Origin of the sequence: Pseudomonas sp. St290, from assembly GCF_018325805.1 — a bacterium.
GTDB classification, from domain to species: domain Bacteria; phylum Pseudomonadota; class Gammaproteobacteria; order Pseudomonadales; family Pseudomonadaceae; genus Aquipseudomonas; species Aquipseudomonas bijieensis.
In genome coordinates this window covers 2,633,642-2,653,674 of sequence record NZ_AP014703.1, presented here as the reverse complement: position 1 = coordinate 2,653,674, position 20,033 = coordinate 2,633,642, and the positions used below count along the sequence as shown (strand labels likewise).

At 60.5% G+C, this 20,033-nt stretch carries 21 protein-coding genes and 1 pseudogene; 10 read left to right on the top strand and 12 right to left on the bottom strand.

Annotation, left to right across the window (positions count from 1 at the left end; genetic code table 11):
• Positions 1–4: 4 nt before the first annotated feature.
• Positions 5–805, bottom strand: a complete 801-nt coding sequence (locus PBDP_RS11685) for an SDR family NAD(P)-dependent oxidoreductase (RefSeq protein ID WP_212802271.1) — start codon at positions 803–805, stop codon at positions 5–7.
• A gap of 110 nt (positions 806–915) precedes the next feature.
• Between PBDP_RS11685 and PBDP_RS11680 the strand changes: the two genes are divergently transcribed.
• Positions 916–1,866 (top strand): GlxA family transcriptional regulator, encoded by a 951-nt coding sequence (locus PBDP_RS11680; RefSeq protein WP_134923816.1) that lies wholly within the window; start codon positions 916–918, stop codon positions 1,864–1,866.
• A gap of 81 nt (positions 1,867–1,947) precedes the next feature.
• Here the strand turns inward: PBDP_RS11680 and PBDP_RS11675 are convergent, their stop codons facing one another.
• The gene (locus PBDP_RS11675; protein WP_116832052.1) at positions 1,948–2,508 is read right to left on the bottom strand and encodes a TetR/AcrR family transcriptional regulator; all 561 of its coding nucleotides are present in this window, start codon (positions 2,506–2,508) and stop codon (positions 1,948–1,950) included.
• Positions 2,509–2,589: 81 nt separating this feature from the next.
• On the opposite strand from PBDP_RS11675, the gene PBDP_RS11670 reads away from it, so the two are divergent.
• Positions 2,590–3,255: a DJ-1/PfpI family protein gene (locus PBDP_RS11670; protein WP_232200092.1), complete on the top strand. Its 666-nt coding sequence runs from the start codon at positions 2,590–2,592 to the stop codon at positions 3,253–3,255.
• A gap of 117 nt (positions 3,256–3,372) precedes the next feature.
• On the top strand, positions 3,373–3,903 hold the full coding sequence (locus tag PBDP_RS11665) for a DUF2867 domain-containing protein (protein WP_212802270.1): 531 nt from the start codon (positions 3,373–3,375) through the stop codon (positions 3,901–3,903).
• 90 nt (positions 3,904–3,993) lie between these two features.
• Here the strand turns inward: PBDP_RS11665 and PBDP_RS11660 are convergent, their stop codons facing one another.
• Complete coding sequence (locus tag PBDP_RS11660; RefSeq protein WP_176688136.1) at positions 3,994–4,890, bottom strand: LysR family transcriptional regulator; 897 nt, start codon at positions 4,888–4,890, stop codon at positions 3,994–3,996.
• A gap of 228 nt (positions 4,891–5,118) precedes the next feature.
• Here PBDP_RS11660 and PBDP_RS11655 point away from each other — a divergent pair, with 228 nt between their 5' ends.
• The 3 genes from PBDP_RS11655 to PBDP_RS11645 all read left to right on the top strand — a co-directional run bounded on the left by PBDP_RS11655 (position 5,119) and on the right by PBDP_RS11645 (position 8,497).
• Positions 5,119–5,775, top strand: coding sequence for a hydrolase (locus PBDP_RS11655; protein ID WP_109755244.1), 657 nt, complete (start codon positions 5,119–5,121; stop codon positions 5,773–5,775).
• A gap of 200 nt (positions 5,776–5,975) precedes the next feature.
• Complete coding sequence (locus tag PBDP_RS11650) at positions 5,976–7,829, top strand: ABC transporter ATP-binding protein (protein ID WP_109755245.1); 1,854 nt, start codon at positions 5,976–5,978, stop codon at positions 7,827–7,829.
• Between the two features lie 98 nt (positions 7,830–7,927).
• Positions 7,928–8,497 carry a DJ-1/PfpI family protein gene (locus tag PBDP_RS11645; protein ID WP_212802269.1) on the top strand — a complete coding sequence of 190 codons (570 nt, stop codon included), beginning with the start codon at positions 7,928–7,930 and terminating at the stop codon, positions 8,495–8,497.
• 114 nt (positions 8,498–8,611) lie between these two features.
• Here the strand turns inward: PBDP_RS11645 and PBDP_RS11640 are convergent, their stop codons facing one another.
• The 8 genes from PBDP_RS11640 to PBDP_RS11605 all read right to left on the bottom strand — a co-directional run bounded on the left by PBDP_RS11640 (position 8,612) and on the right by PBDP_RS11605 (position 16,406).
• Complete coding sequence (locus PBDP_RS11640) at positions 8,612–9,802, bottom strand: ABC transporter substrate-binding protein (protein WP_109755247.1); 1,191 nt, start codon at positions 9,800–9,802, stop codon at positions 8,612–8,614.
• A complete protein-coding gene (locus PBDP_RS11635) occupies positions 9,799–10,773 on the bottom strand; it encodes a CobW family GTP-binding protein (RefSeq protein WP_109755248.1) in 975 nt (324 codons plus the stop codon). The genes PBDP_RS11640 and PBDP_RS11635 overlap by 4 nt, the downstream gene beginning before the upstream one ends.
• Complete coding sequence (locus PBDP_RS11630; protein WP_109755249.1) at positions 10,770–11,069, bottom strand: hypothetical protein; 300 nt, start codon at positions 11,067–11,069, stop codon at positions 10,770–10,772. The genes PBDP_RS11635 and PBDP_RS11630 overlap by 4 nt, the downstream gene beginning before the upstream one ends.
• Before the next feature lie 13 nt (positions 11,070–11,082).
• Positions 11,083–11,832 carry an SDR family NAD(P)-dependent oxidoreductase gene (locus PBDP_RS11625; RefSeq protein WP_212802268.1) on the bottom strand — a complete coding sequence of 250 codons (750 nt, stop codon included), beginning with the start codon at positions 11,830–11,832 and terminating at the stop codon, positions 11,083–11,085.
• Between the two features lie 136 nt (positions 11,833–11,968).
• On the bottom strand, positions 11,969–12,730 hold the full coding sequence (locus PBDP_RS11620; RefSeq protein WP_212802267.1) for an SDR family NAD(P)-dependent oxidoreductase: 762 nt from the start codon (positions 12,728–12,730) through the stop codon (positions 11,969–11,971).
• 10 nt (positions 12,731–12,740) lie between these two features.
• Positions 12,741–14,081, bottom strand: a complete 1,341-nt coding sequence (locus PBDP_RS11615) for an MFS transporter (RefSeq protein WP_109755252.1) — start codon at positions 14,079–14,081, stop codon at positions 12,741–12,743.
• Between the two features lie 28 nt (positions 14,082–14,109).
• Complete coding sequence (locus PBDP_RS11610; protein WP_176688144.1) at positions 14,110–14,988, bottom strand: polysaccharide deacetylase family protein; 879 nt, start codon at positions 14,986–14,988, stop codon at positions 14,110–14,112.
• Positions 14,989–15,029: 41 nt separating this feature from the next.
• Entirely contained in the window at positions 15,030–16,406 is a 1,377-nt protein-coding gene (locus PBDP_RS11605) for an amidase (protein WP_163858847.1), read from the bottom strand.
• A gap of 329 nt (positions 16,407–16,735) precedes the next feature.
• On the opposite strand from PBDP_RS11605, the gene PBDP_RS11600 reads away from it, so the two are divergent.
• Positions 16,736–17,728 carry a GntR family transcriptional regulator gene (locus PBDP_RS11600; RefSeq protein ID WP_502936874.1) on the top strand — a complete coding sequence of 331 codons (993 nt, stop codon included), beginning with the start codon at positions 16,736–16,738 and terminating at the stop codon, positions 17,726–17,728.
• Positions 17,729–17,742: 14 nt separating this feature from the next.
• Here the strand turns inward: PBDP_RS11600 and PBDP_RS11595 are convergent, their stop codons facing one another.
• Positions 17,743–18,195, bottom strand: a complete 453-nt coding sequence (locus PBDP_RS11595; protein ID WP_176688145.1) for a MarR family winged helix-turn-helix transcriptional regulator — start codon at positions 18,193–18,195, stop codon at positions 17,743–17,745.
• 62 nt (positions 18,196–18,257) lie between these two features.
• Here PBDP_RS11595 and PBDP_RS11590 point away from each other — a divergent pair, with 62 nt between their 5' ends.
• From PBDP_RS11590 to PBDP_RS11580, 3 genes and pseudogenes are all read left to right on the top strand, one after another.
• Positions 18,258–18,818 carry a PaaI family thioesterase gene (locus tag PBDP_RS11590; RefSeq protein ID WP_212802266.1) on the top strand — a complete coding sequence of 187 codons (561 nt, stop codon included), beginning with the start codon at positions 18,258–18,260 and terminating at the stop codon, positions 18,816–18,818.
• Between the two features lie 39 nt (positions 18,819–18,857).
• Positions 18,858–19,862, top strand: coding sequence for an aldo/keto reductase (locus PBDP_RS11585; RefSeq protein WP_212802265.1), 1,005 nt, complete (start codon positions 18,858–18,860; stop codon positions 19,860–19,862).
• A 1-nt stretch (position 19,863) separates the two neighbouring features.
• Positions 19,864–19,977 (top strand): annotated as a pseudogene (locus tag PBDP_RS11580) (isocitrate lyase/PEP mutase family protein); the annotation flags it as partial.
• Positions 19,978–20,033 lie beyond the last annotated feature (56 nt).

Genomic DNA, 20,033 nt, shown 5'->3' with positions numbered 1-20,033 from the left:
TCGATCAACGCTCGGCGCTGTAGCGCGGCGCGGGTTGGTTGCTGGAAAGCTTGCTGAACATGGCCTTGCGCGCCGACTCGTAGGCCTGCCACTGGCTGGCGTCATGCAACGAGGGAATGGAGATCAATTCGCCGCGATCGAAATCGATCAGCGCGGCGTCGACCAGGGCGCTGGCCGGCATCACAATGGCGGGGTCGAGGTGCTCCAGCGGCAGGCCGCCGTTGTCCCAGAACTCGGTGGCGGTCGCCCCTGGCAACACCGCCTGGATGCGCACGCCCTTGTCGGCCAGCTCGTGATGCAGCGATTGGCTGAAGGCGGTGACGAAGGCCTTGCTGCCGCCGTACACGCCGTTGAGCAACTCTGGGGCGATGCTGACGATGGAGGAAATGTTGATGATGGCGCCGTTGCCACGCTCGACAAACCCGGTGACGGCGGCATAGCTCAGACGCATCAGTGCAGTCACGTTGAGGCCGATCATCCGCGTCATCAGGCCGACGTCGCTGTCGAGCAGCGGCGTGTGGGTGCCGATGCCGGCGTTGTTGACCAGCAGGGTGATGCTCGCGTCTTCCTTGAGCTTGGCCTCGACACTGGCCAGGCTCTGGGCATCGCCCAGGTCGGCCTGCAGCACCTCGACCACGCGCTGGGTGTCATCGGTGATGCGGCGAGCCAGGTCATTCAGGCGTTCGCGGTTACGGGCGACCAGGACCAGATCGTAACCACGTTGGGCCAGGCGCTCGGCGTAAAGGGCGCCGATACCCGACGATGCACCAGTGACCAGTGCGGTGCCTTTGGATGCGTTGCTCATGTTATGTCTCCAGGTGGGGTGGGCTTGGGACACATCATGGCGAGGATTGGAAAAGACCTAAATGACGTATACAGTCATGTTTCAGGACACGACCGACATGAGATCCGACCATGCACAGAATCGGCTACCTGCTCTCCGACGACTTCCAGGTGCTGTCGCTGGCCACCCAGACCGTCTTCGAGTACGCCAACATCGTGGCCGAGGCGCCCTTCTATTCCATAGAGTTCTTCTCCGTCGCCGGCGGTATCGTGCGCTCGTCCCTGGGCCTGGGTATCGAAACCCGTGCCCTGAACACCCCTGGCCTGGCGGACACCTGGATGATTGTCGGGGTCAACAAGCCCTTGGAAACGCCGCCGAGTGAGGCGGCCCTGGCATTCGTACACCAGGCCGGGCAGCAGGCGCGCCGCGTCGCCGGTATCTGCACTGGAGGCTTCGTGCTGGCCCAGGCCGGCCTGCTCGATGGGCGTCGCGCGACTACTCACTGGGCTTATGGCGCGGCACTGCGTCGTCTGTATCCACAGATCAGCGTCGAGGATGACCGCATCTTCATAATCGATGGCAACGTCTGGACGTCCGCCGGCATGACTGCCGGCCTGGATCTGGCCCTCGGGATGGTGGAGAAGGACCTGGGCCCGGAAGTGGCACGTTCGGTGGCGCATAAGCTGGTCATGCACCAGCGTCGTTCGGGCGGGCAATCGCAGCACTCGGAGATGCTCACCCTCGCTCCGAAATCCGACCGTATCCAGAACGCGCTGAACTACGCCCGGCAGAACCTGCACAAGCCACTCAGCGTTGAGGATCTGGCCGAGGCCGTGCACCTTAGCCCGCGGCAGTTCACTCGCGTGTTCACGACGGAAACCGGGCAATCTCCGGCCAAGGCCATCGAGCGTCTGCGCCTGGAGGCCGCGCGGGTGATGATCGAACAGAGCCGTCATTCACTGGACGTGGTCGCCAAGGAAACCGGCTTTCGTGATCGACGCCATATGCGCGAAGTGTTCATTCGCGGCTTTGGCGTTCCTCCCCAGGCGATACGACGAGATGTTCGCGGAGTGAACATTTGATCTGTCCGGAGCCAGACTTCTCGCTTCTTTCCGTTGCATCCACTCACTCGACAGCTTCCAACCTTGCGGCGAAATTTCAGCTCACGACTTAGGCCGCCACGGCGCAAGAGCCCCTTCGAAAAGTGAAAAGGCTCCATGCAGGAAACTGTTGAAGCGAGCGGCATCACGCCGCAGTCCTGCCTGTTGGCCACCAATCAGACACAGATGGGCCACCTGACCAATCACTTCTGCCTGGCCTGGCATAGGGACCAAACGGCGGCATGTCCGTATCGCGAAGTCCAGTCGTCTTGTGTCAACACGCTGCTGAAACTCGCCTACCAACGGATCGTGCAACGACCAGGCGCGGATGGAGACTTCCCGCCCAGGTTGTTTCTCCGCGGCAATACTCAAGTAGCGTTGCAAGGTTTCGCCCGCGCTACGCCCCTGCGCCGCATAAGCGAGCATGCGCTCGGTGTAGTCTTCTTCCCAAGCGGCCAGCAAGGTGCGGACAAAGTCTTCGCGATTGCGGAAATGGTGATAGAACGATCCGCGGGTCACATTCAATCGGCGCGAGAGACTCTCGGCCGAAACACCGATATGCCCTATTTGGTCGAGAGCCTCAAAACCTGCCGCGATCCAATGGTGACGCGTTAGTTTTCTCACCCGTTATTTCGCTCCAGATCTGGCGCCATACAGACTGTGTATGGTGCGCAACCGATTGATACGCTGCGAACACCAGCAAAGATGGCCGTTGCGTTTTGCACGCCAGCACTTTTCATGGAGTTCGCCTTGAAGAAAATCGTTCTGGTTGCTTTCGACCAATTCACCGATATCGACCTATTCCTGATGTGGGACATTCTAGGCCGCAACACGCAGGACTGGCACGTCCGAATATTGGGTTCTAGCGCTATTGTGCGATCGGCGCACGGCCTGCCTGTTTCGGTGCACGGTCCGCTTTGCGAAGCCAATAGTGCCGACGCGGTATTGTTCGTCAGCGGCAAGGAAGGGATACCCGCTGCACTTGCCGCGCCGGATTTCCTGCCGTCATTTGAACTTGACCCCAGGCGCCAGCGAATCGGCTCCATATGCGCCGGAGCTTTCATTCTCGAACGGCTTGGGCTGCTCAACGGCCAGGCAACCACACACCCGGATGCGCGATCGAGCTTGCAGGCTCTGGGGCTTGAGCCCATGGACCAGCCGCTTGTATGCCAAGGTAACGTGGCAACCGCTGGCGGATGTCTTTCGGCACTCTATCTGGTGGGATGGTTGGTTGAGTCCTGGTTCGGTGTCGACAAGCGCCGTGCGACGTTGCTCCCTGTTCTACCCGCCGGGCAGCAAGCGCTCTATGATGCCTTGATCGGGCTCAGTCTCCGACAAGGAGAAGTTGGCACCTCAACAACATCCAGTTAATCCATGCTCGCTCAGCGAGGCCCTGGGCCTCAAGGCGTGGACATCGATAAACCACCGCAAAGGAACGCGACATGGCATGTCGTCCAATCAGTAGTTGGAACTCAGGAGAGATCACCGATGCCCCGGGAATTTGAGCTCATCATGTCTGTGCCAGTCCCCTCGAGGTCCGGCATCACCCACCTTTACAAGTCGCTGAACCTGGCGGACGCTTTTGCAATTCGGCTCCCTGCGGGCACCTCCAGCGATCCGGATTTGCTGGCTCGATTCATCCTTTCCCACCAGCCAGCCTGGATCGGATGGCTCATGAACGTCCGAGACACTATCGTTGCCTGTTTTGGGCTCAAGACAGCCAGGCATTTGGCAACACTGGGTAATCGGATTGAAATCTTCAAGGTCTACAGCACGAACCAGACTGAAATCGTGTTGGGAGAGGACGACAAGCACCTCGACTTCCGGATATCGATCCTCTGTTCTGCAGAGGCAGAGCCAGAAGGCAGTCGCCAACTCGTTTTTTCCACCGTGGTCCATTGCCACAACCGTCTAGGCCGGGCCTACATCTTCGTTATTGCGCCCTTTCACCGCTTGGTTGTTAAAGCCAGCCTCCTGCGTGCAGCACGCATCGGTTGGCCTCTGGCTACCTGCCCCTAAGGCTCAGAGCGCTGTGTGCGCCTGAGGGCTAACCGTTCAATCGAAAGGCTGTCTGGCAAGCCTGGCCACGTCTCTCAGGTCAAAGCCTGATCAGATCCGGGCAGGCCCCGCAAAGTGCGGAGACTGTCCGAAAGACTCGATCAGCAGGTCCGTGAGCATTCGTATCTTGCGCGTGGGATGCTGGCTTGGCGGACGGACGACATATGCACCTGCCGGGGGTGGTGGATACCGAGTCATGATCGGCACAAGCGCCCCCGAAGTCACATGTTCGTAGGTCAGGCAATCTGGCAGGTACGCGATCCCGAGTCCTGCTGTTGCGGCAGCCACGAGCGCTATGCCGTTGTCAGCCTTGAAGCGTCCCTGCGGGCGAACCGCGATGATCTTGTCGCCATCCATGAACTGCCACGCTTCGGTGCCCTGCAGGAGAGCCTCATGGGTAGCGAGCTGCTCCGGTGACTCTGGTACCCCATGCGCTTTTATGTAGCCCGGGCTCGCAACGAGCTTCGTGTAAATCGGGCCGATACGCCTTGCGATCAAATTAGAGTCCGGAAGATAGCCGACTCGTATCGCACAATCGAACCCCTCGGCAATGAGATCAACGAAGCGATCGCTGTAACAGGTCTGGATATGAAGCTCGGGGTGGCGTCGTGCCATTTCCGCGAGCATGGGAGCGAAATGCGTAGGGCCAAAAGAGAGCGGCGCCGCAACTCGTAAGCGGCCACGAAGGACTCCCGCCGGCAGGATCGTTTCTCTGGCGGCATCAATCTCGGCGCAGACCCTGGCTGCATAGTCTCGGAATGTGGCCCCGGCTTCAGTGAGCGCTGCCCCACGGGTGGATCGTGCAAGCAACTGGATGCCAAGTTCCGCTTCAAGCCGGGCGAGCCTGCGGCTGACGATCGACTTGGAGACTCCGAGCCTGAGCGCCGCCGGCGAAACACCCCCAGCATCAGCGACTTCTACGAAAGTTTGCAGCTCTTCGATATCCAAATCAGCGTTCCCCTTTGAGCGACACAGCTAGCCTCGGAATGCTACTACTGCGTCGAAAATGGGAACAGCATAATCCCCCCTTCCTGACAGCGTCGCCGTTGGCGCACGTTTCCCGGAAAACCCAATCTACTAACAACATCAGTGGACGTGTCGTCACGGTCGCGCCTGTCCATCCGAACATGCGCTGGCCCTCCGACACGCGTGCATCACTGAGAAAAGGACCTACAGATGACAAGCGAGACTATACGCAACCCCCATACCGACCAGCTCTTATCGCCTGAAAATTCGGCGCTGATCATCATCGATTATCAGCCGATCCAGGTCTCCTCGATTCGCTCGATGTCCCGCGACGAACTCGTCTTCAACATCACGAGCGTTGCCAAGGCGGCCGTCAACTACAACCTGCCTATCATTCATTCGACGGTTAACGTCGCCACCGGCCGTAACAAGCCGCCGATTCGAGAACTGCAGGACGTGCTCGGCCATCTACCGACTTATGACCGCACCTCTATCAACAGCTGGGAGGACACCGAGTTCAAACAGGCGGTCAAGGCAATCGGCCGTCGGAAGCTCATCATGACCGCGCTCTGGACCGAGGCCTGCCTGACGTTCCCTGTACTGGACGCGATCCAGGAAGGCTATGAAGTGTATGTGCCGGTCGATGCGGTCGGAGGCACGTCACCCGCCGCACATGAGGCAGCCCTTCGCCGAATCGAGCAAGCGGGCGCGAAACTCATCAGCCGTGTGCAGATGTACTGCGAGCTCCAGCGCGACTGGTCGCGTGAGTCGACTATCCCCGGTTTCATGGGCGTATTCGAAAGTGCCGACGGTTTTAATGCCGAAAAGGCCGGTCAGGAAAAGACTGGGGACGTCTCTGACAGTTGATGCGTGAAGTAGGTGGGGCCCGCTAATGCAGGCGCCACCTTCACTGCCTGAGCGTCCTGAAATCAGCAACGATTTTAACGGCGCCGAGCGCACCATCATCACGGAAAAAGTCCTGGGCGATTAACCCTGTCCCCTCACAAAACCCTCAAAGCAGCCCATGCGTGCCAGAATCTCCTCACTGGATCGTCTTGGAGACCACCATGCTTCGCACGTTTGAAAAATGGCTCGACCCCTTCCCGCCCGACGAAGTACCGCCACCGCCTGAAGGCTTGTCGCGATTTCTCTGGGCCTGCACGCGCGGCGCCCGCGGTTATATTCTCGCGCTTGCGCTACTGAGTGCCGGTGTGTCGATTTACGAAGCCTGGCTGTTTTCTTTCCTCGGGCAGGTCGTGGACCTGCTGTCGACCTGGCAGGCCGGCGGCGATGCGGCGATACAGGAAAGTCGCGTGCTGTGGGGCATCGGCATCGTATTGCTGACCAGTATCGGGCTGGTCGCGTTGCGCACGATGGTGCAGCACCAGATATTGGCGATCAACCTACCGTTGCGGCTGCGCTGGGATTTCCATCGGTTGATGCTGCGACAAAGCCTTTCGTTCTTCTCCGATGAGTTCTCCGGCCGCGTCACCACCAAGGTGATGCAGACGGCGCTGTCGGTGCGCGAGGTGCTGTTCACCCTCATCGAGATCGCACCGGGGATCGGCGTTTACTTCATCGCGATCATCGCCCTGGCTGGCGGCTTCGACCTGAAGCTGATGCTACCTTTCATTGCCTGGGTCGCGTTGTTCGGCCTGGCCATGCGCTACTTCGTGCCCCGCCTGGGACAAGTCGGGCAGGAACAGGCCAATGCGCGGTCATCGATGACCGGTCGCATCTCCGATGCCTATACCAACATCACCACAGTGAAGCTGTTCTCGCACTCAAAACGCGAAGCCCACTTCGCCCGCGCGGCAATGGAGGATTTCAAGCAGACCGGCTTGCGCCAGATGCGCCTGGTCAGCCAATTCGAAATCGTCAACCAGGCACTGGTGGTCGCGTTGATCATGGGTGCGGGCGGCTATGCCCTATGGCTGTGGCACCAGGGCGAAGTCGGCGCGGGTGCCGTGGCGGCGATTACCGCGATGGCGTTGCGCATCAATGGCATGTCGCACTGGATCATGTGGCAAATGACCTCGCTGTTCGAGAACATCGGCACCGTGCAGGATGGCATGGCCACTTTGACCCGCGGCCCCAAGGTGCAGGACGCGCCGGATGCGAAAGTGCTGGTGACCACTGGCGGAGCGGTGACCTTCGACAACGTGAGCTTCAACTACAACGGCGAACGCCAGGTGCTCGATGGGCTGAGCCTGAGCATCCGCGCGGGGGAAAAAATTGGCTTGGTGGGTCGCTCCGGCGCCGGAAAATCCACGCTCATCAACCTGCTGTTGCGCTTCTACGATGTGGACAGCGGAGAGATTCGCATCGACGGGCAAAACATCGCGCACGTCACGCAAGACAGTCTGCGCAGCGCCATCGGCATGGTCACTCAGGATACGTCCCTGCTGCACCGCTCCATTCGCGACAACATCGCCTATGGTCGCCCCGATGCAACCGACGAGCAGATCCGTAGCGCCGCCATCAACGCCCAGGCCGATGGCTTCATCAGCCAACTGAGCGATAAGCATGGCCATTGCGGCTACGACACCCTGGTCGGCGAGCGTGGTATCAAGCTTTCGGGCGGCCAGCGTCAACGCGTCGCAATTGCCCGGGTGATGCTCAAAAACGCCCCGATCCTGCTGCTGGACGAGGCCACTAGCGCGCTGGACTCGGAAGTCGAAGTGGCCATCCAGGAAAGCCTCGATGACATGATGCAGGGCAAGACCGTGATTGCCATCGCCCATCGCCTGTCCACGATTGCGGCCATGGACAGGCTCATCGTCATGGATGACGGGCGCATCATAGAACAAGGCACCCACACGGAACTGCTCGGGAAAAACGGTACCTATGCGCGGTTGTGGCATCACCAGAGCGGCGGATTTCTGGGCGAGGATCAAGGGGTGGTTGAGGCAGTGGAATAGGCATGGGCGGTTTGGGCGATCATTGACCGCCCGAAGCAGCCCTTGATGTCCGTTTTTCGTCGCCCTATGTTATTGGCATTCATGGAGGATTCTGACTGATGGCACGTGTGGGTTTGATACTGACACCCGGTTTTGCGGACTGGGAATATGCTTTCATCGCGGGGACTGCCTCTCCTTTTTACGGGATCGACACCAGGTTTTTCACTTCTGCTACAGGGCAATTCCGCTCGCAGGGTGGATTGGCCGTAACGGTCGATAGCAGTTTGCAACAATGCCTGGACTGGAAGCCGGACGTTGTCGTCGTCATTGGAGGAATGGGCTGGGAACGTGCAGAAGCGCCCGATATTCGAGACTTTCTTCATGCCAGTCGCTCAAACGGCGCGACGATTGCCGGTATCTGCGGGGGAACGCTGGCGCTTGCGAGGGCCGGCTTGCTCGACACGGTTGCTCATACCTCGAACAGCGCAGAGTTCTTGCAACAGAATGCCGTAGGTTATGCAGGGCAGGCGCTTTATCGAAGCAGCCCGGTAGCCGTGGTCGCAGACCGCATCATAACGGCTCCAGGCCCCGCACCCGTTAGCTTCACCTGCGCAGTGTTCGAAAACGCCGGGTTATCTACAGAGGTCATTTCTCAATTCAGGTCAATGTTGGCAGCGGAACATGGGTGACTGCTTCGTCCTGAGAGGGTTTTGAGTGGCCGTTCATGGCAGATTTCTGACGGCCACGACCGACAGGAAACGCTTGATTTCTCCGGCTCTTCGTTGACCGTGCAGGTTGGAAACTCACCGTCTGGGAAAGTTTTTCAACCCCGCCCGTAAAATATCGCCCCAGCGCCGCACCAGATAATTGTGCTCATCCATCACCGAGTTCCACACGGCGATATGGCCCATGCGCTGCTCATAGGAACCACCATCGCGCACGTCACCAATGTCAATCAGCGGCAAACCATCACTGCCCAGTAACTCCTCCCGCGCCGGTTGACCGGCGTACCAGTAATCCCACTCGGCACTGCTCAGATGGTCGCGGCTGCGCGCCGGGTTGCCGATGTAGTAACCCTGGCGCGCCATCACCGCGCCGGGCCAGCCAGACAACCACCAATTGAGGTATGCGTAGGCCGCATCCAGCACCGGGCCCTGGGCATGGCGCGACAATGACAAACCGCCGAACCAGGCGCGGTACCCCTCGCGAGGCACCGCCAGACGGTATTTCACCCCGGCGCGATGCAGGCGCATCAACGTCGGCGACCACAGGCTCTGGATATCGATGTTCGGGCTGAGCATCAATTGCGCAGCCTCCTCGTCATCGGACCAGAACGCCGCGAAGTGACCTTCCTTCTGTTTGCGCACCAGGATATCGGCCAGCACATCGATCTCTTCGATGCTCATATTGCCGATGTCCTTGAAGCGCGCCAGTCCCGCGCCCTGCACCGCCAGCGCGGCATCCAGGGCGCCGATGGCAGCGTCGCTCTGCAGTGCGGTGCGCGCGCGCCAGGCCGGGTCCAACAGCCAGCCCCAGCTTTCGTTGTCGGGGCGAAAACCCTCGGGCAAGCGCTCGGGGCGGTAGGCGAAACTGTCGGCGTTATGGGTCAGGGGTAGCATGCTGATGCGCTCGGTGACCGTGCTGCCGAGGCTGCCATCGTGCTGCACGAACAAGCGCTCGCTAGGCACGCTGCCACTGCCCAACCGATCATTCGCGGACAGGCGACCGCGCTTGGGCAGGTCGTTGATCTCATGCCACAACGCAATGCGCCGCGTGTCGATGGGCTGGATCGCCCGGGCCGGCCATACGAAGTCGACGTTATGGAACCATTGATCGTACAGGTCATAGCTGTCGGGCTGCATCACCGCGATGCGCTGGGCCTGCTCGACATCGTGCACCTGGTACACCAAGTGAATGCCCAATTCCTGTTCGGCACGAACACGCAGGCATTCGAGCAAGGTCACTGAAGTGCCGAGGACGCGGAGTGTGATCATGCGGCGAACCGCTGAGAGAACACGGCAAAGGAGCGCCGCAGCAGCGCAGGGTCGAGACCACGCAGGATGAACACCAGGCGCGACTGCCGATCCGTGCCCGGCCAGGCAGGCAAGTGCACGGGGGCATGCAGGCAATGCTGCACACCATGAATGACGATCGGGGCGTTACTGCTGTTCACGTTGAGCAGTCCTTTGACACGTAGAATTCGTTCGCCGTGGCATCTTAACAGCATCGACAACCAAACCCCGAAGCCGACCCAATCCAACGGCTGGTCGAAAGTCAGGCTGCACACTTGCGCGGCGCCGTGGGTGGCGCTGGTACTGCGATGCAGTTGCCAGCGACTGACTTCCACTGTCGGTTCGGCGCTGCGCAAACCTTCACCCAGCAACAGTTGATCGCCGCTATGGACGTCACAGGTATTGAGGACCGGCGTACCGGCATTGAGCGCTTGCAGGTGCGCGTGCAGTGGGGCGCAGTCCTCCACCAGGTCGGTCTTGCTCAACAGCAAGCGGTCCGCGGCGGCGACCTGGGCCAGCCATTCCGGATGCAGGCGTTCTTGCAGAGTGGCGTGGCTGGCATCCACCAGGGTAATCACCAGGCCGATATGGAAACGCCCGCGCAGTTGCGCGTCGTTGTTCAAGGTGGCGAGGATCGGAGCCGGGTCGGCCAGGCCGGTGGTCTCCAGGATCACCCGTTTGAACGCCGGGATTTCGCCGCGCTCACGGCGTTGCAACAGGTCGAGCAATGCGTCCTTGAGTTCGCCACGAATCGAGCAACAGACACAGCCGCTGGGCAGCAGCACGGTATCCGGGGCGACTTCTTCCACCAGCAGATGGTCGATGCCGACATCGCCGAACTCGTTGATCAGCAAAGCCGTATCGCCGAGGCTTTCGCCTTGCAGCAGGCGCTTGAGCAAGGTGGTTTTGCCGCTGCCGAGAAAGCCGGTGATGACATTGAGAGCGATGCTCATACGGCTGACTCCAAGTGATCCAACAGATGCGGGTCCAAGGGATCCAACGGGCGGCCGAGCATGATTTCGGCCGCTCGCCAGAGCTGATCCAGGCCACTCGCCAGCGCTTGCTTACCGGTCGCGCCGAGCAGCAGGTAAGAGGCGCCCTGAAAGTCTTCGACCTTGAGCCGGAACACCGCCAGTACCTGATTGATCGCAGCGATGCGGCGCAGGCGTTCGCGGCGCCTGGGCAGCTCATCGCCCAGGGGATCGCTCCAGTGCAGATCCTCGCCGAGCAAACCGCAGAGTCCACACATGGCTACACCTCACTCATGGCATGACATCGCCGGAATTCGGGCCGAGGGTCTGGCCAACGAACAGGTTGCCACCCGGCTCGCTGGCCAGCAGCACGGCGGTAGGCGCCACTTCATCCGCCAGGCCGAACCGACCGAGGGGCAACTCGGCGGCCTTGGCGCGTTTCCAGTCGGCGCTGATCCCGGCGACCAATGGCGTTTCAATCGGCCCCGGAGCGATGGCATTGACCAGTACGTTGTCCTTGGCGACTTCCAGCGCCAAGGACTTGGTGAAACCGATGACCCCGGCCTTGGCCGCGGCGTAATGGGTGAGTTCGGCGCCGCCCTTGATGCCCAGTTGCGAGGCCACGTTGATGATCCGCCCCCAGCGCTGGGCGAGCATATGCGGCAAGGCGCGCTGGCTGGCGACGAATACGCTGGAGAGGTCAACGCGCAGCATGTCGTTCCACATCTCGATCGTGAGGTCGACGCAGCGAGCCTGGGTGAGCATGCCAGCGTTATTGACCAAAACGTCGATGCCGCCGAAGTGCTCGACGCAACGGTCGACACCGGCCTGGGCGCCTTCGACGGTGCCTACATCGGCGAGGCACTCCACCACTTCGGCGCCGAGGTTGCGGCAGGTGATCGCGGTTTCGGTGAGGCTGACGGCATTGCGGTCGGCCAGCACCAGGCGCGCGCCTTCAGCCGCATAGGCACGGGCAATGGCAGCGCCGATACCGCTGCCGGCTCCGGTGATGACGGCGCGGCGGTTGGTAAGTTGAGGCATGTAGAATCTCCTGAAGCAAACACAGGTCCCAGGTGGGAGCGGGCTTGCTCGCGAATGCGGTCTGTCAGTCACACCTGATTTATCTGAAACACCGCATTCGCGAGCAAGCCCGCTCCCACATTTGAATTGAGTACAGTCAGTCGGGCCAGCGTACGGTCAGGCCACCGTCGATGACGATGCTCTGCCCGGTCAGGTAACTCGACGCATCACTGGTCAGGAACTGCACCAATGAAGCCACTTCATCCGCGCGCCCTACCCGCCCCAACGGGATCGCCCTCGCCGCCTTGGCCAAACCTTCCGGACCCAGTGAGTTTTTCACATCCAGTGACTGTGGCGTCTCGATCAACCCTGGGATCACCGCATTGCAACGAATGCCCTTTGCTGCCAACTCCACCGCCAGCGAACGACACAAGCCCGGCACGCCGGCCTTGGCCGCTGCGTAATGGCTGTGCTCTTGCCAGCCATACACGCCGCCGGCAATCGACGAAATCGCTACCAACGCACCGCCCTCGCCCATATGCCGAGTCGCCGCGCGAAAGGTACGCATCACTCCCGTCAGGTCAACGTTGAGCATCTCGTCCCACAGCGCATCGCTCATTTCCAGCAACGGTGCACGGCGCAGCAAACCAGCGTTCGCCACGGCGTAATCCAGGCGGCCGAAGCGGCGCACGGCGTGTTCGGCCAGTGCATCCACCGAGGCGGTATCGCCCACGTCCAGCGGCAACATCAGGCACTCGCCACCGGCTTCTTCCACCAAGGCCACCGTGGTCTGCGGGTCATGGGGATCGGCCGGGTAATACCCGCCGACGACCGCCACACCATTGCGCGCATAGACCACAGCGAGGGCTTGGCCGATGCCGCTAGCGGCACCGGTAATCAAGGCAACTTTACGGCTCATCTGAAGATCCTCACTGAACGGTTTCCGGACGCACGTGGCGTGCGGCGAACATCAGCGCACCGGACAAGAAGCACGGCACAGCACCGAACCACAGTGCGGCGGTCTGCCAGTCACTGCCGGCGGACAACACCTGGGTGGCGCCAAACCCTGCGACCACCGCGCCAATCGGGCCCATGGCATGGATGATCGCGCCACCGGTGGCGCGGATGCTGGTAGGGAAACTTTCACTGATAAAAAACAACGCCGCCGAATAGGGCCCGATCAGGAAGAACAGGCCCAGGCTGTAAAGCCCGACCACCATCGCCATATTGCTCGGGCCGAACAGCATCCCGGCAAACGACAGGCCGCCAAGCATCCAGCCCAGGCCGATCACGTTGCGGCGGCCAATCTTGTCGCCCATCCAGCCGTGGCTGAGGTAACCGCAGTAACCCACCAGGTTCGACAGCACCAGGATGATCAGCGAGTTCTCGAAGGAGATGTGGTGCACGCTGACGATCACTGAAGTACCGAGCACGCTGAACACCTGGATCGCCGCCCAGTTGAGCAACAACGCGGCGCCGATCACCAAGGTGGCGCGACGGGCCGGACCACGGAACGCGGCCTTGAGGCCGGCCTTGCTGTGTTCGTCGTAGTCCACGCCGTAAGTCACGGCGACGTTTTGCGCTTCTTTCACCGCGCCGTTTTTACGCAACTCAGTGATACGCTGATGGATCTGAAACTGCGGGCTCTCCTTGAGCTTGCGCGCCAGGATCGCAATCACCACCGCTGGGATCGCGGCGAAGATGAAGCAGCCCTGCCAGCCGATGATCGGCAGCAGCAGCGCGGTCAAACCCGCCGCGATCAACGCACCGACTGGCCAGCCGCCCTGCACCAGGCTGTAGATAAAGCCGCGACGTTTGGTCAGCCGCGGGTCTTGCGAGGCGCCATACAACTCGGTCAAGTAGGTGGCGTTGACGGTTTCTTCGGCATAGCCCAGGCCGCCCAACGAACGGATCAGAATCAGCGGCGACTTGCCCCACGCCCCGCCAATCGCGGTGAGCGCCGAGCACAGGGCGGAACCGGCCACCGTGAAGATAATCCCTTTGCGCCGCCCCAGCTTGTCGACGATCGGGCCGATGGCCAACGCAACGACGGCGGTACCCACCGCCACCCAGGTCGCGATTTCGGCCTGCTCCACTTCACTCCAGCCAAAGTGCCGGCCGATCTCGGGTAGCAAGGTACCGAACAGGATGAAGTCATACACCGCAAACACCCAGGCGAAGAAGGCGATCCAGGTGGCGAAGCGGACTTCCTGGGACGTCAGTTGCCGGGGTTTCCAGCCAGTCAGGTCAAGCTTGTTGTAGATAGACATGAATCGCGCCTCGGAAGGTGGGTGGGTATCAGGTACGCGGCTGGCGGCGGATAAAGTCGTCGGCGATTTCGTCGAAAGTGACGAAGCGCACGCCGGTATGGCTCTGGATGTGTTCGATCAGACGCTCAAGCATCAGCAACACTTGCGGCCGACCGGATACATCGGGGTGGATGGTCATGGTGAACACCGCGTATTCATGCTCGCGGTAGACCCAGTCGAATTGGTCGCGCCACATTTCCTCGAGGTGGCGCGGGTTGACGAAACCGTGACTGTTGGGGGCCTTTTTGATGAACATCATCGGCGGCAAATCGTCGAGGTACCAGTTGGCCGGGATCTCCACCAAGTCGGTTTCTTCGCCACGCACCAGGGGTTTCATCCAGGTGTCGGGATGTTGGCTGTAGTCAATCTTGGTCCAGCTGTCGCCCTTGCGCACGTAGTAGGGGTGGAAGTCGTTGTGCATCAGGCTGTGGTCATACTTGATGCCTTTTTTCAGCAGCAATTCGTTGGTGACCTTGCTGAACTCCCACCACGGGGCGACGTAGCCGGTGGGACGTTTGCCGGTGACCTGGGTGATCAGCTCGATGGATTTATCGAGGACGATTTCTTCCTGCTCGGCGGTCATGGCGATGGGGTTTTCATGGCTGTAGCCGTGCACGCCGATTTCATGGCCGGCGTCGGCCACCGCCTTCATCTGCTCGGGAAAGGTTTCCATCGAGTGGCCGGGGATAAACCAGGTGGTACGCAAGCCGTAACGCTCGAACAATTTGAGCAAACGCGGGGCGCCGATTTCGCCAGCGAACAGGCCACGGGAAATATCGTCAGGCGAATCCTCCCCACCATATGAGCCCAGCCAGCCTGCCACGGCGTCTACGTCGACGCCGAAGGCGCACAGAATTTCTTTAGCCATCATTGTTCTCCTGCGGTTTTATCAATCAGTCGTGGGATTTCTCAGGGCTGGCGCAACGCGGCTTCCACTGCCAGCGCCGCGCGCAACAATCGAAAGTCTTCGCCGGCAGGCGCGCTAATCAACATGCCGGTGGGCAAACCGAGCGCATCGCAGCCACTCGGCAGGGACACGCCCGGCAGATCCAGCAAGCTACCGGGCATGGTCAGGCGCAACGTCGCGAGATTGGTGCGCACGAACAGTTCGTCGTCGGCCTCCAATGGCGCCAGGGGTGGCGCGACATGGGATACGCTTGGCGTAATCAAAAACGCCCCATCCAGCTCATCGGCGATTTGTTGCTGCAGCCGGTCGCGTGCGCTGTAGAGGTTGACCAACTGGCTGGCGGGGAATGTACGTGCGCTTTCCAGACGGCGCCGCACGCGCGGGTCGAGTCGGGCGGCCGCCTCGCTGTCGAGCAGCGGCTGATGCAGCGCGAAAGCTTCAGGGGCGCCAAGCCAGCCTTGTTGCTCGATGAGATGGAGCGTCGCTTGGAAGGCTGGCGAAGGCCGCAGGTCAATCTGCGCACCGTGAGTTTTCAACACGCTCAAGCAGTTCAGCAGGTTGTCACGCACCGCAGGTTCTACGCGTGGATCATCAAGGACCGACGGGTCGACCCAAAAACGCTGCCCTGCCAGACCGCGAGGGATGAGTGAGGTCGACTTCGTACGCCCGCACAGGATGTCGTCGATAGCCAAGGCATCGCGCACGCTGCGCGTCAAAGGCCCCACGCTGTCGAGGGTATGCGCGAGTGGGAAGACACCTTCACGGCTATAGCGCCTGCAACTGCTGCGAAATCCCACCACCCCATTGAAGGCCGCTGGAATTCGGATAGACCCAGCGGTATCCGTGCCCATCGCAATCGGCACGATTCCCGCCGCGACCGCGACCGCTGAGCCTGAGGACGAGCCACCCGGAATGCGTGGCTGGTCGAGTCCGACAGGATTGTGCGGCGTTCCAAAATGGGGATTGAGTCCAAGGCCCGAGTAAGCAAACTCGCTAAGGTTCGTTTTCCCGACACTGACCATTCCGGCTCGTGCCAGCAGACCTACGACATTGGCGTCGAGCAGCGCTGGCGTAATGTCGCGGCGCACGGCTGCGCCTGCGGTAGTTGGACTGCCTGCGACGTCGAACATGTCTTTCCAAGCAATGGGAACGCCATCCAGTGCGCTTGCCGGTTGTCCGGCCTTCCAGCGCGCAGCTGATGAATGGGCTTCGCGAAAGGCACGCGCCGAACAAAGAGAGATGAACACGTCATCGACTTCCGCCACCCTGGCCAGCATTTCTTCCAACGCCTTGACCGGGTCGCTGCTACCCGAGGCGAATGCATCTGCCATGGCCAATGCATCGGCTTCAAGCGGTAATTGAGGACTGGCGTAGGACATCTGATCCACCAAAAACGTATTCATTATTAAAATGTACGTTTTATAGAGCAGATAGCGTGCCAAACTGAGTGCTGAAGGAACGCCAAGGCGAAAGCAATCCGCGTCTAGCCTACGGGCTAGACGCCTTTCCAAACGGGTAGATATTCCATTTTGCGGAGCCTTTTATGCGGGACCAGCCAGCAACACAAATAATGTATTAATTAAAAAATATCCGTTTTGGTGCAGAACAGTAACAACGGCTCCAGGAACGCGCACAAAGGACGTGGTCCACGGTGACAACCGACTTGTGCGAGAATCTTTCCCCGCCTTTCGAGAAGCGTATGAGATCGATGACCGCCGAGGATTACCGCACTGCATCCCGCTACGCCATGATCCGCCAGGTCCTGCGCAACGCCATCGTTGATGGAGAAGTGGCCCAAGGACTTGTCCTGCTCGAAGCGCCTCTGGCCGACCTGTTCGGAACCAGCCGCGTACCGGTGCGCAAAGCATTGGACCTGTTGCATAAGGAAGGCTTGATCAGTCGATTCGATGGTCGTGGTTATCTGGTCAACCCAAAGGGGGTTGAAGTGGAGCCACTGCGGCTGGCCGTAACCCACAAGCAACTCGGTCTTGATAGCAGCGAAGAACTGGTCGATACCCGGCCGCTGGGCGAGCGGATGTTCGACGAGATTGGTTCAGCCTTATCGACCTGTATTGCTTTCGGGCACTATCGACTCGACGAGCAAATGGCCGCCGAGCATTACGGCGTCAGTCGGGCGGTGATACGCGAGGCATTGATGCGTCTGCGTGACCGCGGCCTGGTGGAAAAGGAACCCTACTCCCAATGGCTGGCCGGCCCGCTCACCGCCAGGGAGGTCACCGAAGACTACGAGCTGCGCGCGTGCCTTGAACCTGAGGCGTTACGCCAGAGCGCACCCGGGCTCAGCCGGGGATCCCTTGAAGCCATGCTGTCGCGGGTTAAAGAGGCACAGAGCAACCCACGCTGCAGCCTGGCATGCATCGAGCAACTTGAAGAAGACCTGCATTACCACTGCCTCGCCGGAATAAACAATCGCAAGATCGCTACGCTGATCCGGCAGGCCCAGAGCCCCAGGATCATCAGTCGGATTTTTTACAGTCAGTTGGGCCTCGGCCCCGACGAAGCCATGCTGGCCGAACACCGTTTGATTTTAGAGTTGCTATTGCATGGCGCATTCGACGCAGCAGCGCTGAACCTCAAGGAACACCTCCACCGCGCCCGCCAACGCATGTTGCAACGGTTGAAAGTTCTGTCAGTGCTACCTGAGCAGCAAGTACCGGAGTATCTGACCAAGCTGAGCTGAAAATCGTCTACCAGTCAGTCCGTACACGTTTCAGGCTCATCATCAAGGCACTCGATACATGCATCCAGCAATTCATGGAGCGCCGCAACGCGATGCACGCCGAGTCGCTCATTAAGTGCCAATTGCGCCTCTTTCCAGGCGCGCCGCCCTTCGGCTTGCTTTTCCAGTCCCGCTTCGGTCACTTGGACAAGGCGGCTGCGCGCGTCGCCACCCGCCCCGACCGTCAGCCAGCCTTGAGTGACCAGTGGCTGCATATTCCGTGTCAACGTCGAAGCCTCCATTTGCATTCGCCTGGCCAGGTCGCTCGGGCGAATGGGACCGAGTCGGACGACGTGGGACAACAATGCGTACTGCGTGTTTTTTAATCCGGACTCGGCGATATAGCGATCGTAGTGACGCGTCACCATGCGATTGAGCTGGCGAATCTTCAGATTGGTGCAACCCTGTGGCTTGGTCATATTTTTCATGGTATAGATTGTATCTACAAGTATTGCATATGCAAGTATCTGGAATGATAAAGGAGTCCGTGATGGAGGCTGACCAGGTCGTTGCGCGGTGGGACGAAGAGGAAAAAGCGATTCGTGCCCGTTGGAACACCTCCCACACCGCAACGTACAAACAGATCACCAGCCTGACGGGCATGGAGTTGTTCGAGGCAATCTTTGCCGGGGAACTACCGCCCGCCCCCATCGGCGACACGCTCGATTTCCTGCCCATTCACATGGAACCAGGCATAGCGATCTTCCAGGGTCGACCGCAACGAAGGCACTACAACCCGCTGGGAACCGTACACGGCGGTTGGTTTTCCACGTTGCTCGACTCGGCGGTAGGTTGCGCCGTGCATTCGACCTTACCCGCAGGCAAGGGCTTCACTACGCTGGAGCTGAAAGTCAACATGGTCCGCGCCTTGACCGACGCGGTACCGCTAGTACGCGCCGAGGGAAAGTTGATCCATGCAGGAAGTCGGATTGCCACGGCCGAAGGCCGAATCGTTGGCCCCGACGGCAAGCTGTACGCGCACGCCACCACGACATGCTTGATCTTCGATTTCCCTGCACCTTCCCCGAGGCGTCAACATGAGCAAGTCTGACATTGCTCTCTGCGCTGCGGCCCGACAATGGAGAAAGTCATGAAATACACATCCTTTGGCAAGACTGGCCTGCGGGTTTCGCAGGTAGCGCTCGGCACGGGCAACTTTGGCACGGGTTGGGGCCATGGCGCCGACCCCGATACCAGCACAGCGATCTTCAACGCCTACGCCGAGGCTGGAGGCAATTTCATCGATACAGCGGATGTCTACCAGTTCGGACAATCGGAGAAACAGATCGGCATCCTGCTGGAGGGGCGGCGCGAAGATTTCGTCATTGCGACGAAGTACAGCAACGGGGCGCAGCCGAATGCCAATAGGCTGGTCACCGGCAACAGTCGCAAGGCCATGGTCGCCTCCGTGGAAGCGAGCCTGAAGCGACTCAAGACAGATCGGATTGACATCTACTGGGTGCATCATCCCGATGGCCTCACGCCAGCCGAGGAAATCGTCCGTGGCTTCGAGGACTTGGCACGCGCGGGCAAGATCCTCTATGCAGGCCTTTCGAACTTCGCCGCCTGGCGACTCGCCCGTGCAGTGACCCTGGCCGAACTGACTCGTACCGTTCCCATCGCGGCTGCGCAGTTCGAGCACAGCCTGGTCCATCGCGAGCCCGAAGCTGACCTGTTCCCGGCATCGCACGCGCTGGGCCTTGGTATCGTCACGTGGTCGCCGCTGGGCGGCGGCATGCTGACGGGCAAGTACCGCCAAGGGGAGAAAGGTCGCGCCGAAGGTTTGGGCGGCCGGGTGTTCCAGCCGGAGAATTCGGCGCAGCGTACGCAAATCCTCGACACCGTCATTGCCATCGCGGGCGAGATCGGCGCCAGCGCGGGTCAGGTCGCCATTGCCTGGGCAGGCACCCACGGGGCAGTGCCGATCATCGGGCCACGCTCAATGACCCAGCTCACCGACAACCTCGGCGCGCTGTCGCTTGAGCTTTCACCCGAGCACATCAGCCGCCTCGATACAGCAAGCGTCCTGACACCCTCGGCGCCAGCACGGGCGGTAATTCCCTGGGGCGAGAGCACGGATCGGATCGTGGCATAGCGCCATGGGAGCATTGGTCCGCAGTTTCTTGGACAACGGCCAACTCGACACCCAAACCTTGAAAGCCCACACATACGGCGAATTGAACGCTTTGATGGCAGCGAAAACCGAGTGATGCTGCCCCGCGGACGAGGCCAAACGCCAGTGAATTGAAAGTGTCTAGTTCTGAAA